The 14,467-nt window shown below is 60.0% G+C and carries 15 protein-coding genes and 1 pseudogene; 9 read left to right on the top strand and 7 right to left on the bottom strand.

The annotated features are described in order from the left end of the window. Positions 1-64 precede the first annotated feature (64 nt). The 3 genes from OF122_RS05195 to OF122_RS05185 all read right to left on the bottom strand — a co-directional run bounded on the left by OF122_RS05195 (position 65) and on the right by OF122_RS05185 (position 3,679). Positions 65-1,459 (bottom strand): CmpA/NrtA family ABC transporter substrate-binding protein, encoded by a 1,395-nt coding sequence (locus OF122_RS05195; RefSeq protein WP_264226749.1) that lies wholly within the window; start codon positions 1,457-1,459, stop codon positions 65-67. 383 nt (positions 1,460-1,842) lie between these two features. Continuing rightward, the gene (locus OF122_RS05190; protein WP_264226748.1) at positions 1,843-3,075 is read right to left on the bottom strand and encodes a CmpA/NrtA family ABC transporter substrate-binding protein; all 1,233 of its coding nucleotides are present in this window, start codon (positions 3,073-3,075) and stop codon (positions 1,843-1,845) included. 16 nt (positions 3,076-3,091) lie between these two features. Further along, positions 3,092-3,679: an ANTAR domain-containing response regulator gene (locus OF122_RS05185; RefSeq protein ID WP_264226747.1), complete on the bottom strand. Its 588-nt coding sequence runs from the start codon at positions 3,677-3,679 to the stop codon at positions 3,092-3,094. Positions 3,680-3,859: 180 nt separating this feature from the next. Here OF122_RS05185 and OF122_RS05180 point away from each other — a divergent pair, with 180 nt between their 5' ends. The 9 genes from OF122_RS05180 (at position 3,860) to arsH (ending at position 11,418) form a co-directional block, all read left to right on the top strand. Continuing rightward, on the top strand, positions 3,860-4,906 hold the full coding sequence (locus OF122_RS05180) for an aromatic ring-hydroxylating dioxygenase subunit alpha (protein ID WP_264226746.1): 1,047 nt from the start codon (positions 3,860-3,862) through the stop codon (positions 4,904-4,906). A gap of 2 nt (positions 4,907-4,908) precedes the next feature. Continuing rightward, on the top strand, positions 4,909-5,652 hold the full coding sequence (locus OF122_RS05175; protein ID WP_264226745.1) for a GntR family transcriptional regulator: 744 nt from the start codon (positions 4,909-4,911) through the stop codon (positions 5,650-5,652). 12 nt (positions 5,653-5,664) lie between these two features. Next, positions 5,665-6,636 carry a PDR/VanB family oxidoreductase gene (locus OF122_RS05170; RefSeq protein WP_264226743.1) on the top strand — a complete coding sequence of 324 codons (972 nt, stop codon included), beginning with the start codon at positions 5,665-5,667 and terminating at the stop codon, positions 6,634-6,636. A gap of 174 nt (positions 6,637-6,810) precedes the next feature. Beyond that, positions 6,811-8,181 (top strand): chromate efflux transporter, encoded by a 1,371-nt coding sequence (gene chrA, locus OF122_RS05165; RefSeq protein WP_264226742.1) that lies wholly within the window; start codon positions 6,811-6,813, stop codon positions 8,179-8,181. Positions 8,182-8,357: 176 nt separating this feature from the next. Next, the gene (locus OF122_RS05160) at positions 8,358-8,717 is read left to right on the top strand and encodes an ArsR/SmtB family transcription factor (protein ID WP_264226741.1); all 360 of its coding nucleotides are present in this window, start codon (positions 8,358-8,360) and stop codon (positions 8,715-8,717) included. Continuing rightward, the gene (locus tag OF122_RS05155; protein ID WP_264226740.1) at positions 8,710-9,210 is read left to right on the top strand and encodes an arsenate reductase ArsC; all 501 of its coding nucleotides are present in this window, start codon (positions 8,710-8,712) and stop codon (positions 9,208-9,210) included. The genes OF122_RS05160 and OF122_RS05155 overlap by 8 nt, the downstream gene beginning before the upstream one ends. Positions 9,211-9,214: 4 nt before the next feature. Then, entirely contained in the window at positions 9,215-10,282 is a 1,068-nt protein-coding gene (gene arsB / locus OF122_RS05150; protein WP_264226739.1) for an ACR3 family arsenite efflux transporter, read from the top strand. Between the two features lies 1 nt (position 10,283). Next, entirely contained in the window at positions 10,284-10,706 is a 423-nt protein-coding gene (gene arsC / locus OF122_RS05145; RefSeq protein WP_264226738.1) for an arsenate reductase (glutaredoxin), read from the top strand. Next, complete coding sequence (gene arsH, locus OF122_RS05140) at positions 10,699-11,418, top strand: arsenical resistance protein ArsH (RefSeq protein ID WP_264226737.1); 720 nt, start codon at positions 10,699-10,701, stop codon at positions 11,416-11,418. Before arsC ends, arsH begins: the two co-directional genes overlap by 8 nt. 40 nt (positions 11,419-11,458) lie before the next feature. Here the strand turns inward: arsH and OF122_RS05135 are convergent, their stop codons facing one another. From OF122_RS05135 to OF122_RS05120, 4 genes and pseudogenes are all read right to left on the bottom strand, one after another. After that, positions 11,459-12,430 carry an ABC transporter substrate-binding protein gene (locus tag OF122_RS05135; protein WP_264226736.1) on the bottom strand — a complete coding sequence of 324 codons (972 nt, stop codon included), beginning with the start codon at positions 12,428-12,430 and terminating at the stop codon, positions 11,459-11,461. Between the two features lie 32 nt (positions 12,431-12,462). Continuing rightward, positions 12,463-13,422, bottom strand: coding sequence for an ABC transporter substrate-binding protein (locus OF122_RS05130; protein WP_264226735.1), 960 nt, complete (start codon positions 13,420-13,422; stop codon positions 12,463-12,465). Between the two features lie 23 nt (positions 13,423-13,445). Further along, positions 13,446-13,955 carry a TroA family protein gene (locus tag OF122_RS05125; RefSeq protein ID WP_408636327.1) on the bottom strand — a complete coding sequence of 170 codons (510 nt, stop codon included), beginning with the start codon at positions 13,953-13,955 and terminating at the stop codon, positions 13,446-13,448. Between the two features lie 95 nt (positions 13,956-14,050). Then, positions 14,051-14,401: pseudogene (locus OF122_RS05120) on the bottom strand (integrase core domain-containing protein); the annotation flags it as partial. Between the last annotated feature and the right edge of the window lie 66 nt (positions 14,402-14,467).

Genomic DNA, 14,467 nt, shown 5'->3' with positions numbered 1-14,467 from the left:
GAAACATCCTTTGTTTTCTGGCGGGCAGCCGGGCCGACCCAGCCGCCCCCAGTGTGAGGTTTTGCTAGTTTGCGGCCGGCACGACGGCGGTGCCTTCAACCCGATCGCCGGACTTGAGGCCGATTTCGAGGGAGTCGAGATAGGCGTTGGGTTGAGTGCCGTCATAGACGACGCCGTCGATGAACTCGTTTGTGGGCGCGCGATAGCCGTCGGTATCCCAGGGAATGTCGGCCTCGGAGATCAGCCCTTCCTCGACGAGCAGACGCGCTGCTTCGAGGTAGATGTCAGGGCGATAGACGGACTCGGCGATTTCGGCGTACCAATCGTCGGGCTTGTCGTCGGCAATCTGTCCCCAGCGCCGCATCTGGGTGAGATACCAGACTGCATCCGAATAGTACGGATAGGTCGCGTAATAGCGGTAGAAGACGTTGAAATCGGGGATTTCGCGCACGTCGCCGCGTTCATATTCGAATGTGCCCGTCATCGAGGCGGCTATGACTTCAGCGTCGGCACCGACATATTCAGAACGGGAGAGAATTTCGACGGCTTCGGCACGGTTGGCGTTGTCGTTCTCGTCGAGCCATTGGGCAGCGCGGATCAGCGCCTTGGTGATGGCGATCGTGGTATTGGGATTTTGCTCGGCAAATTCAGCGGTGATGCCGAAGACCTTTTCAGGATTGTTTTTCCATATTTCGTAATCGGTGATGACCGGCACACCGATCTCCTTGAACACCGCGGCCTGGTTCCAGGGTTCGCCCACGGCATACCCGTCGATGGTTCCGGCTTCGAGCGTGGCGGGCATCTGCGGCGGCGGGGTGACCGACAGATAGGCATCGGCTGCAATGGTACCCGAGATGTCGTCGGGTGAATAAAAGCCCGGATTGATGCCACCGGCGGCGAGCCAGTAGCGCAGTTCATAGTTGTGGGTGGAGACCGGGAAGACCATTCCCATGTTGAAGGGGCGGCCCGAAAGCTCATATTCCTCGATGACCGGTCCGAGCGCCGCTGCCGAAATCGGATGCACCGGCCGACCGTCGGCGTCCATCTCAAGGTGGGGCTTCATCAGCTCCCAGACCTGGTTGGAGACCGTGATCCCATTGCCGTTGAGATCCATCGAAAAGGGGGTCACGATATGGGCGGGCGTGCCATAGCCGATGGTCGCGGCCAACGGCTGCCCGGCAAGCATGTGCGCCCCGTCGAGTTCGCCAGTAATGACGCCATCGAGCAGAACCTTCCAGTTCGCCTGCGCCTGCAGCGTGACGAACAGCCCCTCGTCCCAGAAATAGCCATTCTCATAAGCGACCGCGAGCGGGGCCATGTCAGTGAGTTTGATAAAGCCGAACGTCAGTTCGTCCTTTTCAAGATCAAGCATTTGAGCATTGGCAGCTCCGGCACTCAGTGCCGTCGTTGCGAGCAGCACGAAAGCTGCGGTTTTGGCCTTGCCCCTGTTCCAGTTCATTGTCGTCTCCGTCGGTTGCACCATTCGTCTGGCATGGACCACGCCGCGCACCGCAAAACGAAAAAGCCGCCAACCGACGCGCACCGGGACATTTCGCCCGATCACACGCACCAGTTGGCGGCTTTGCCATATTTGCGGCGCCCGCCCTTGGACGCCAGTTCTGTTATGAGCCGTCTTGGGAGGAGCTCATCGGCAACGACTTTGCACAAAGCATGCCAATTGCACCATCCAAGAAAAAATTATTGAAAATCAAAGTTTTAAAAACTACAGGCTCGAGAACGCCAACGCAGTTCCGAGCGTCGGGCGCACAAGTCTCGCGCAGAATGCACAATTTCTGTGCGCGAGCCCGCAATTGCCCACCGCGATAGCAATGCTGCTCCACCCTACTGGCCGGACGGCAGAGCCTGGCTTGCGATATAGAGGTCGAGCGCCTCAGGATCGAACTGGGCACCGTCAAAAAAGCCATCCGGCCCAAGCATCAGGCGCCCGCCCTGAGCCCCGAGCGCCGTAGCCTCAGCCAGTGCACCTTCGACCTTGGAATTCGCCGAGGGCACCGCGATGCCCATACCGTCCAGTGCCGCACGATAAATATCAGGGCGATACGTGCCGGCGGCCTTGTGCGCGTTTTCTGTACTGTGTCCGACTTGTTGCCAGCGCACCATCTGGGAATAAAACCACAGCGCATGGCTGATCCATGGGAAATTCGCGGCGCGCTCGAACGGCAGGAAAAAGTCCGGCACATCGATGATTTCCTTGTCGCCGATATACAGTCGCCCAGTCAGGGCACGCATGAGGATGGCCGAGGAAATGCCCAGCCTATCCTCTCTGGATAGAACCCTGGCGAGCGTATCGTGATTGTCAGGGTCTCCGCACCACCGCGCGGCACGCGTTATGGCCCTAATGACTGCGGCCATCTGCTCGGGAAACCTTTCGGCCCATTCACGGCGCACGCCAAGCACCTTTTCCGGACTGGAGCGCCATATGGACGATTTGATCGTCACAATACGCCCAACGCCGCGCGCGATCGCAACCGAATTGAACGGCTCACCAACGCAATAGCCATCGACACGACCAGCGCCCAGAGCGTCGGGCAGGAAGGGCGGCGGCACGACCACGATCTCGATGTCTCGCGTCGTATCGACGCCCGAAGCGGTCAGCCAGTAGCGCAGCTCGTAATTATGCCCGCTTTCGGGATGAACCACCCCGAAGCGCAGCGGCGGCAGACCTCTTTCGCGCCGACCGGCAATGACCTTGGCGAGCGCCATTCCGCTTGCACTCGCATTGACTCCCGAACTGGCGCCGTGCTCCTCCATAGCCCGCCAAAGCGGTAGCCCCACGGTGACGGCGTTACCACCGAGCCCCAGCGCCATTGGCGCTATAAGCGGCACATCGAGCGGGGTCAGCCCGAGATTTACACTCAGCGGCATGGGCGCCAGCATATGCGCGCCGTCGAAATGGCCCACAGCCACCCGGTCTCGGATGTTGGCCCAGGACGTTTCGCGCACGAGCCCGAACTCGAGCCCTTCAGCCTCGGCAAACCCCTGTTCCTGGGCGGCAATCAACACCGCACTGTCTAGCAACGGCACATAGCCCAAGGTGATCTGTGTCAGCCCCATTTTTGCGTCCCCTTGCTCATGGTTCGAGCAACCCTGCCGCCGTAATCAGGCTTTGAGCGATTTCGGCGATCTTGCGGTTCTGGTTCATGGCCGTCTTGCGCAGCAGGCTATAGGCTTCATCCTCGGACAGCCCGCGGGTGCGCATCAATATGCCCTTGGCCTTTTCGACAGTCTTGCGGTCCTCGAGTTCGGAACGCGCTGCAGCGAGTTCGCCCCTCAACCGCGAAAAGGCGTTGAAGCGCGAAATCGCCATATCGAGGATCGGCTTGACCCGCTCCTTTTTCAGTCCATCGACGACATAGGCAGAAACCCCTGCCTCGACGGCGGCCTCGATCGAGCCGGGATCGGCCCGATCCACGAACATGGCAATCGGCCGCTGCAGGACGCGCGAAAGAGCAAAGAAGTGTTCGAGCATGTCGCGGTTGGGATTCTCGAGATCGATGATCACCACATCGGGCGCGATTTCCCCAATCCGGCTCGCAACCTCATTGATTTCCGTGATGACATGAACCGGCCCATGACCGGCCTCACGCAAGCCGTCCTCGATGATCGAGGCCCGGATGCGATTGTCGTCAACCACCAGAATGGAAAGCGTGTGAGGCATGGGCCGCGTTATGGCGCAGCTTTAGGTTCTAGGCAATCCACCAGAATGCACAATTATTGGGCACAGGCCGCCACAGCCACCTCACCAGAGTTTCGGCCGTATTGCCAGTCATGGTCGCATAATGTATACATTTCATTATAACATAAAACAGACAATATGGCATCGTGGAGGTGGCCGAACATGAGCGATCAGACATTCCCCTTGAATGCATGGTATGCAGCGGCGTGGGACGTCGAAGTCAAGCGCGCGCTGCTTCCCCGTAAAATCTGCGGAAAGCCGGTGGTTTTGTACCGCCGACAAGATGGAACGGCGGCTGCGCTCGCCGATGCGTGTTGGCACAGACTGCTACCGCTCTCCATGGGTGAGCTTTACGGCGACAACGTCATTTGCGGCTATCACGGGCTCGAATTCGACGACACGGGCCGATGTGTATACATGCCATCCCAAGACACGATTAATCCTTCTGCCTGCGTCAAAGCCTATCCTCTGGTCGAGAAACACCGCTTCATCTGGCTGTGGATGGGTGACCCGGCGCTCGCTGACCCCGATAAGGTCCCTGATCTGCATTGGAACGACGACCCCGAATGGGCCGCGGATGGCAAGATGATCCACGTCAAGTGCGACTATCGCCTCGTGATCGATAACCTGATGGACCTGACCCACGAGACCTACGTGCATGGCTCATCCATCGGCAACCGGGCCGTGGCCGAAGCGCCGTTCACCGCCACCCATTCGAACACCACAGCGACGATTACGCGCTGGATGACCGATATCGACCCCCCTCCATTCTGGCGCGCGCAACTGGGCAAGCCGGGCAATGTGGATCGCTGGCAGATCATCAATTTCGAGGCGCCCGCGACCATTGCCATCGACGTGGGAGTAGCCCCCCACGGCACTGGCGCTCCCGAGGGCGACAGAAGCGAGGGTGTGAACGGCTTCGTCCTCAACACCATCACCCCCGAAACCGACAAAACCTGCCACTATTTCTGGGCCTTCGCGCGCAACTATAATCTAGACGAGCAACGTCGCACCCATGAGCTGCGTGAGGGTGTCGCCTCGATCTTCCGCGAGGATGAAACGATTCTCGAGGCCCAGCAGATCGCCATCGACGCCAATCCCGACCACGTCATCTACAATCTCAATATCGACGCCGGATCGATGTGGGCACGCAAACTGATCGACCGGATGATCGCCGAAGAGCAGGCCGTCCAGAACGCAGCCGAATAGCGATGAGCCAGACCCATCCGCTCCATCAGCAACCCCAAGCGCTCAAGGCGCTGATGGGTATCCGCGATCTCGTGCTGGGCGGTGCAGTGACGCCGGGCACCCGGCTTTCCGAAGTCGCTATCGCCGAGCGACTGGGGATATCACGCACCCCGATCCGGGCGGCACTGGCGCGGCTGGAACAGGAAGGGCTCGTTAAAATCCTGCCTTCAGGTGGATATGCAGTGCGGCGCTTTTCGCGCGCCGAGGTGCTCGATGCCATCGAATTGCGAGGCGTTCTGGAAGGCACCGCAGCCCGGCTGGCCGCGGAACGCGGGGCGCTGCCCGAGCGGCTGGCGGCGCTGAAAGACATCGTTGAAGCACTGGAGGGCGCGGTTGCCGACTGGCCCGAGGCGCTCGATTTCGATCGCTATGTTGAGCTTAACGCAGCGTTCCACGACGCCCTGGCCGGATTGGCCGGAAGCGAAACGATAAGGCGGGAAGTCGAACGCGTCAAAAATCTGCCCTTTGCCTCACCCAGCGCGTTTCTGGACAAACAGGCCGATGTCCCCGCCTTCCGCAGGTCTCTGGTGACAGGCCAGGCTCAGCATCGCGCCATCGTCGAGGCGATCGAAATGGGCGAGGGCACACGCGCCGAAGCCCTCGCACGCGAGCACGCACGGCTGGCGCGGGCAAATCTCGAATATGTCATGGAGGAAGACCGGAGCCTTTTGGCGCGTGTACCCGCGCTGGCTTTGGTCAACGAATAAGGAGGAGACCCCATGCGCAGCAAGCTTGAATGGCGCCAGGCGCGCGTCGCGGCTGTTTGCAACGTCGCGAGCGATGTCCGGCAAATCGATTTTGCGCTTGAGGGGAGGCTGCCGCGGTTCGATCCCGGCTCCCACGTCAACTTTCAAACGCAAATCTCAGGCGCCCCGGTGACACGCACTTATAGCTGCGTGCCCACCCCGCACCCTGGGCAGATCCGGGTGGCAGTGAAACTGCACGAAAAAAGCCGGGGCGGTTCGCAGTTCATGTGGACCTTGGCCCCTGGCGATCCGATCACCATGAGTTTGCCCGAGAACCGGTTCGAGCTCTCCTGGCGCGCCCCTTACTACCTGCTGCTCGCCGGCGGAATCGGGATAACACCCATCTACGGCATGGCGTTGGCGCTCCAAGCGCGGGGCGTTCCATTCCGGCTGGTTTATGGCGCGCGCAGCAAGGCGCTGATGGCCTATGCGGACGATATTCTGGCGCAATTGGGTACCTCGGTCGCGCTCCGCGACGGAGAACAGGAGGAGTTCATCGACGTCGCAGGCGAAATCGCCGCGCTGCCGGATAATGGCGAACTCTATGTTTGCGGACCGATCCCCATGCTGAATGCCGTCAAGGCCGCCTGGGAGAGTGCCGGCCGGCCGCCGGGCCGGTTGCGTTACGAGGTTTTCGGTGACAGCGGCGCATTTGCCGAGGATGCGTTTGAAGTCACCGTCGCCAATCGCGGTGTAACGGTTTCAGTGCGACCCGATCAAAGCCTGCTCGAAGCGTTGATGGCGGCCGGGGTCGATATGATCTACGACTGTCAGCGCGGCGAATGCGGCCTGTGCGCCGTTGATGTGGTGGACCGAACCGGCGAGATCGATCACCGGGACGTATTTTTCAGCGCCGAAGAAAAAGAGGAAGGCAAGCGCATGTGCGCCTGCGTTTCCAGGCTCGCCTCCGGGCGGGCGACGATAGATGTGGGATATCGGCCATAGGCCCAACTTTGGGGATAGACCGCTGGCTGACTGTCAGCACGGTGAGCCGGGCGTGGAGCCTGCAGTCACCGCTGCAATTTCCGATCTTCATCCGACCGTCATTGAGGCGCAATAGACATTTGAAGCTATTGCGTAGTTAAACTGCGCGTCACCAATCTGATATTCTGGACGCGCATGCAGAATCACTCTTATCCCACACTCGCCGAGGCTACAAAGATCTGGGCGCGGATCGGGCTCTTGAGCTTTGGCGGGCCGGCCGGCCAGATCGCGATGATGCACCGCATTCTGGTCGAGGAACAAAAATGGCTCGGCGAACAGCGGTTTTTGCACGCGCTGAACTATTGCATGCTCCTGCCCGGACCCGAGGCGCAGCAACTCGCCGTCTATATAGGCTGGCTGATGCACCGCACTGCAGGTGGCATCATAGCTGGCGTGTTGTTCGTTATGCCCGGGGCCGTCGCCATCATGGCCCTGAGTTGGATCTATGCCATCTGGGGCAATATCGGGATCGTGGAGGGGCTGTTTTTCGGGCTCAAGGCCGCCGTGCTCGCGATCGTCATCCAAGCCGTTATCCGCATCGGCGGTCGGGCGCTGAAAAACGGCGCGATGCTGGCCATCGCCGCCGGCGCATTTATCGCCATTTTCGGCTTTGCCGTACCGTTTCCACTCATCATCCTAGCTGCCGGCCTGATCGGATTTCTGGGCGCGCGGGCCGGGATGCCCGCCTTCGAGCCCAAACTCAATCACGGCAAGATCGGAGGCACTCAAATCGCCGATGCCGACACGCTGCTCGGTCAGGAATCTCCGGCCCACACCCACGTCGATGCGGGTTGGGCGCTTCGGATTTCCCTTGTCATTCTCTCCCTTTGGCTGATCCCGGTCGCATTTCTTTTCGCTCTTTTGGGACCCGATGATGTGTTCTCGCAAATCGCCGGTTTTTTTAGCGTTATGGCCATCGTCACTTTTGGCGGTGCTTATGCGGTTCTTGCCTATGTCGCCCAGGAAGCGGTTCAGAATTTTGGATGGCTGTCCCCCGGCGAAATGCTCGATGGGTTGGGCATGGCCGAAACGACGCCCGGCCCCCTTATCATGGTCACCCAGTTCGTCGGCTTCATGGGTGCTTTCCGCGCTCCCGGTACGCTGCCGCCCTTGCTTGCAGGAACACTCGGCGGCTTGCTGACCACCTGGGTTACCTTCGCGCCGTGTTTCTTATGGATATTCCTGGGCGCACCCTTCATCGAGCGGTTGCGGGACAACAAGATTCTGACCGCCGCCCTGACCGCCATCACCGCGGCCGTTGTCGGGGTTATTCTCAATCTGGCGATATGGTTCGGGCTGCATGTGGTGTTCTCCGAAGTCGTGGAATTTTCCGCCTTCGGACTGAACCTCGACATCCCAATGCTCGCCTCGATTGACTGGCTGTCGGCCCTGCTGATCGCGGCGGCGATGATTGCAATCTTCCGGTTCGGCCTCGGCCCGGTCACCGTTTTGGCAAGCTGCGCCGCAGCCGGAATTGCCTTCAACCTTGCGGGCCTTGCAGCCTAGATCAGTTCACCGGTTCGCTAAAGCGGCGCAACGATCCAGGACCTTGTCTTGTCGCGCTTCCGAACCGGATGAGTGGTTTCCACTTTAACTGGACACGCTCTTGCATTCAGGGTCCGATGGATCCCCCCTGCAAAACCACCTTGACGCAGTATCCATATATCGATATTTCTCGATATATGGATACTGAACATGCTCTTACCGCTTTTGATGCGCTTTCCCAGCCGACCCGCCTGGCCATTTTCCGGCGTCTGGTCAAAATTGGCCCCGAGGGTCTGCCCGCGGGTGAAGTTGCCGAGGCCGTCAATGGACGGCAAAATACGATTTCCAGTCATCTTGCCGCCCTCACCCGCTCGGGGCTGATCGTCTCCCAACGTGAGGGCCGGACCATTCGCTATAGCGCCAACTACAAGGCTGCCGGCGATCTCGTGGCGTTTCTGCTCGAAGATTGCTGCGGCGGACGTCCCGAAGTGTGCGCGCCGCTGGTTACCAATCTCTCTTGCCTGCAACAATCCGCCACGGAGCCCTGCTGTGACTGACACACCCTATTCCGTCCTTTTCCTGTGCACGGGCAATTCCGCGCGCTCGATCATTGCCGAAGCCCTGCTCAATCGTGACGGCAAAGGCCGCTTCAAGGCCTGGTCCGCCGGCAGTCAGCCCAAGGGCGAGGTCCATCCCTTCACGCTCGATCTGCTCAAGAGCCTGGGGATAGACACAGGTTTTGCCCGTTCGAAAAGCTGGGATGAATTCGCTGAGCCGGGCGCTCCCGAGTTCGACTTCATCTTCACGGTCTGCGACACGGCGGCAAATGAGACCTGCCCGATATGGCCCGGTCATCCCATGACCGCGCATTGGGGCGTCCCCGATCCTGCCGCTGCGGAGGGCACCGACGCGGAGCGACACCTTGCGTTCGCCCAGGCTGCGCGCCAATTGGGCAACCGTATCTCCCTGCTCCTCAATTTGCCCATCGCCAGCCTCGATCGGTTGGCACTCAAGTCCAAACTCGACGCCATCGGCCAAACGCAGGACTGATCTGATGACATTGGACACAATCGCTCCCGCCCCGGCGGGCGGCATCGGCTTTTTTGAGAAATGGCTTTCGGTTTGGGTCGCCGCCTGCATTATTGCCGGTGTCGTGCTCGGCAATCTCATGCCCGATCTGTTTGCCGCCCTCGCCGGCCTGGAATACGCCTCGGTCAATTTCGTCGTCGCCGTGCTCATCTGGGCCATGGTCTATCCCATGATGGTCGCCGTAGATTTTACCGCCATCGGTCAGGTCGGTCGGCAGCCCAAGGGGCTGGTGCTCACACTCGTGGTCAATTGGCTCATCAAGCCGTTTTCCATGGCGCTACTGGCGGTCCTTTTCTTCAATTTCCTCTTCGCGCCGCTGATCGATCCGACCGATGCCCAGCAATATATCGCCGGCCTAATCCTTCTGGGTGCAGCCCCCTGCACCGCCATGGTCTTTGTCTGGTCGCAACTGACCAAGGGCGATCCCAACTATACCCTCGTCCAGGTTTCAGTGAACGACGCGATTATGGTCGTTGCCTTCGCCCCTATCGTTGCGGTGCTGCTTGGCCTGACCGACATCACCGTTCCGTGGGAAACCCTGCTGCTCTCGGTTGGGCTCTACGTCATTCTACCACTGATCGCCGGCGCCATCACGCGCCAGATGCTCTTGCGTGGTCATGCTGCCGAAACGCGCCGCATCGACGCGTTCAACGCACGGATCAAACCCGCCTCGATTATCGGACTTCTGGCGACCGTAGTCCTGCTGTTCGGCTTTCAGGGGCAGACGATCCTCGCCAACCCGCTGGTCATTGTCCTGATCGCCATCCCACTGCTGATCCAGTCCTACGGCATCTTTGCCATCACCTATTGGGCCGCGTGGAAATGGAAGGTTCCCTTCAATATTGCGGCCCCCTGCGCCCTGATCGGCACTTCGAACTTCTTCGAGCTCGCAGTGGCGGTGGCGATATCCCTGTTCGGGCTCAATTCGGGCGCCGCGCTCGCCACGGTGGTCGGCGTGCTGGTGGAAGTGCCTGTCATGCTCTCGCTGGTCGCTATCGCCAACCGCACCCGCCATCGCTTCACGGAGGTCTGACTTGGCCATAACCATCTATCACAATCCCGACTGCGGCACGTCGCGCAACACGCTCGCCATGATCCGCCAGTCCGGCGAAGAGCCCGAAATCGTCGAATATCTCAAGACCCCGCCGAGCCGCGAAACGCTTGTCGATCTCATCGTGCGGTCGGGTCTGTCGGTCCGCGATGCGATGCGAAAGAAAGAAGCGCCATACACCGAACTCGGTCTCGACGATCCTTCAGTCACCGATGAAGCACTGATCGACGCAATGCTGACCCACCCCATCCTTATCAACCGCCCCTTCGTGGTCACCGACAAGGGCGTACGTCAATGCCGTCCGTCCGAATTGGTGCTCGATATCCTCCCCAATCCCGATATCGGGTCGTTCACCAAGGAAGATGGAAAGGTCGTCATAGACGGAAGCGGAAAGCGCATTGTCTGAGATCGATAGTTTCCCCGCCCTTGCGGAAGAGCACTTTCACTCCATCGACGAAGCGGCCCTGCTCACGCCGGAACACAAGCAACATGCCCCGCGCATCCTCTTGTTGTACGGCTCGCTGCGCGAGCGCTCTTATTCGCGCTTTGCCGCGTTTGAAGCCGCCCGCATCCTGCGTCGCTTCGGCGCTGAGACGCGCATCTTCAACCCCGAGGGTCTTCCGCTCCCCGATGGCGCGCCCAAGGATCATCCCAAGGTCGTCGAACTGCGCGAACTCGCGATGTGGTCAGAGGGTATGGTCTGGTGCTCACCCGAGCGGCATGGGGCGATGACCGGCGTTATGAAGTCGCAGATCGACTGGCTTCCCCTCTCAATGGGCGGTATTCGCCCCACGCAAGGGCGCACGCTCGCGGTGATGCAGGTCAACGGCGGCAGTCAATCGTTTAACGCCGTGAACCAGCTCCGTATTCTGGGCCGTTGGATGCGTATGGTCACTATCCCCAACCAGTCCTCGGTACCCAAGGCCTTCAACGAATTCGATGAGGCCGGGCGCATGCGCCCGTCGCCATTTTACAACCGCATCGTTGATGTGATGGAAGAACTGGTCAAATTCACTCTCCTGGTGCGCGATCGGGCCGACTATCTGGTCGACCGTTACTCCGAACGGGTCGAGAGCGCTGAGGCGGTTGCCAAGCGGGTCAATCAGCGCTCAGTTTAGCGAAAGACAGGTCCGCTGGACTCCCGGCGGACCAGATCATTTATTCTGGCATCGACACGAAATTGCGCCCGACAATATGGCTGCCGACGGCCTGAGCCATCTGTCCCAAGGCCTCATAGGCCGTCGAGGACGCCACCGAACGCGGCAGGTAGATCACCTGACTGTTGCGGCAGGCGTGGAGTACGTCACACCAACCGGGCAGAACTTCGGCCATGCCCGCATCGGTATCGGCGGGCGTCTGCCCGAACGCCTTGAGCGGATAGGTGATGAAGATGAAATCGGCATCGAGTTCAGGAAGAACTTCGGCGCTGAAATCGGCAACATCTGTCTGTCCGATACCGTCCACTGCTTCGGGGAACGAGAAGCCTACGTCGCGCAATACCTTGCCGAGCGAAAAATAGGTATTCCACACCCGGATTTGGCCCTGGCGCGGCTGGATGACGTTGACCGTAATGTCGGCGGGATCGTCAACCAGTGCCCGGATCATGGCAATCTGCTCTGCGTAGCGCGCTTCCAGCGTCTCGAGGCGATCCTCGACGCCAGCAAGTTCGGCAAGTTTTTGGTAGATTTCGAACTCGTCCGTGATATCGCCATAGTCAAAGACATAGGTCGGCGCGATGGTGCGCAACTGGTCGATGCCGGCCTCCTCCCAATTGGGGGCGATGATCAGATCGGGTTCGAGTGCGGCGACCTGTTCGACGTCGATGGGTGTTTCGCCGACGAAAGTGATATCGGTGTTGGCGAAATCGTAGCCGGTGATTTCGAGGCTCGAGCGGATAAAGGGCGTTCCGTCCTCGGCCAGCCGACCGTGACTGCCGACCGGCACGACTCCGAGTTCGAGCAAAGGCACGGTGAGCCGGCTGTCATGCAGCGTCACAATGCGCTGCGGATTCGCGGGTACGGCGATCTCGGTGCCTGTCCCATCGGTGAAGGTGCGACTTTCCTGCGCAATGGCGGGAAAGGACGAAAGGGCCAATGCGGCCCCGAGGGCCAAAGAGAGTATGGCGTTCATAAGCGACGTTTTCTTTCAGCGTGAGATCGACACTATTCAGGCTTGGGCGTGAAATCGCGGCCCGAAATGTGCGAGATGACGGTGTAAGCCATGACTCCAAGTGCATAGTAGGAGCTGGCGGACGCCTCCTCGCGCGGCATGACGATCATCTGATTTTCCCGGCATGCGTGGAGATAATCGCAGAAATTGGGGACCACCTGCTCGAGATGCCCGAAAGCATCTTCGGGGGTTTCCAGCGTATCGGTTCGATAGGTCACGAACACGAAATCGGCATCGAGTTCAGGCAATGCCTCGGCGCTCATGCGCGCGAATTCACCCTCAGGTATGGCGTCCACGCGTTCGGGAAATACAAATCCCGCATCGCGCAACACTCGCCCCAAACCGCCATATGTGTGCCAGGACAGCACCTCGCCGTTAACGCCCTGGATCACGTTCACCGACACTGATCCCGTATCGATCAGGCGCTTGATCTGTTCGATCTGGTTGTCATACCGGCCCTCAAGAATGGCCAGCGTATCGGTCGTTCCGGTAATCTCGGCCAGCGCTTCATACATGCCGAAATCGCCGCGCACTGTGTCATCGAGCACGATGGTCGGCGCAATGGATTCGAGCTGCTCCACGGGAGCGGTCTGCCAGGGGGTCGTGATGATCAGATCCGGTTCGGCCGCGGCAACAGCTTCGATATCGACCGGTAGATTGCCCACAAAGGCGATGTCGGAATTGTCGAAATCGACACCGGTCAAAACCTTGGACGAGCGGATGAACCCCTCGCCCGCCTCGGTGGTCCGTCCGTGGCTGGCGACCGGATGGACGCCAAGCTCGATCAGCGGAATGGTGATCGAAAGATCCTGCAGCGACGCGATGCGCTGCGGATCGGCCGGGATGTTCACTGTCCTCCCGGCATCGTCGGTAAAGCTGCGCGTCTCCTGCGCCAGCACTGGCGCGGCGAAAACGATCGCGCCAATTGCAATGATTGATCTCAACAGGCTCATGATTTGATCCCCCGGTTTGGACTTTACTGTTCGAGCGGCGTGTAATCGCGGCCCACCACATGGGAGGCGACGATCTGGGTGAGCGCGGTGAGGGAATCGTAGGTCGCCGACGAGGCGATCTCGCGCGGGATATAGACAATCTGACCGTTGCGGCAGGCGTGTATTACCTCGCACCAGCCCGGCAAAACCTCATCGAGCGCTGCGCGTGCCATGGCCGGGGTCTCGCCCCGCTCCACCGCATAGGTGACGAAGATGAAATCGGCATCGAATTCCGGATAGGATTCGCCCGAAAAAACCTGGCGCTCATTGCCTTCGATGGCGTCAATGGCGGCAGGGAAGGCGAAACCGGCGTCGCGCAGTACCTTGCCCAGCGAACCGTACGTGTTCCAAACCTGCAATTCGCCGCCATAAGCCTGAATGACGCTGACTTGCGTTTCAGCGGGGTCGGTCAGGCCCGCGATCATATCCAACTGCGCCTGATAGCGGGTCTCGAGCTTGTCGAGCACATCGGTGGTGCCGGTGACTTGGGCGATGGTCCGGTAGACGTTGAAATCTGTCCGTCGTCAGAACATTTGGCGCAACTCGCGGTGTAGATTAGCGGAGCATTGGCCTCATCTGGGGGTTAATATTAAGCGGCGAGCTTGCGGTGCTGCAAGCGCCGATGTTCGATTGTCTTGCGTTTGATCCTTTCTCGCTGTTCGATGATGGCGGCGGCTCTGCCGAAGTAGGCGTCGGCGGGGGTCACATTGCGCAGGCTCTCGTGATAGCGCCGGTGGTTATAGTGCTCGACGAACGCCTCGATCTGGGCCTCGAGATCGCCCGGCAGGAAGTAGTTTTCCAGCAGGATGCGGTTCTTCAGCGTCTGATGCCAACGCTCGATCTTGCCCTGGGTCTGGGGATGCATTGGAGCGCCGCGCACATGGCTCATGGCTTGGGCCTCAATATATTCGGCCAGGTCGCCGGCGATGTAGCTGGGGCCGTAGCACGTCAGGAATAAGCGCTGCAGCTAGGTTATGGCCACGCGCGTAGCCTCCACATAGCGCAG

Origin of the sequence: Pelagibacterium flavum (assembly GCF_025854335.1) — a bacterium.
GTDB classification, from domain to species: Bacteria; Pseudomonadota; Alphaproteobacteria; order Rhizobiales; family Devosiaceae; genus Pelagibacterium; species Pelagibacterium flavum.
This window is presented reverse-complemented; position numbering and strand designations above follow the sequence as displayed.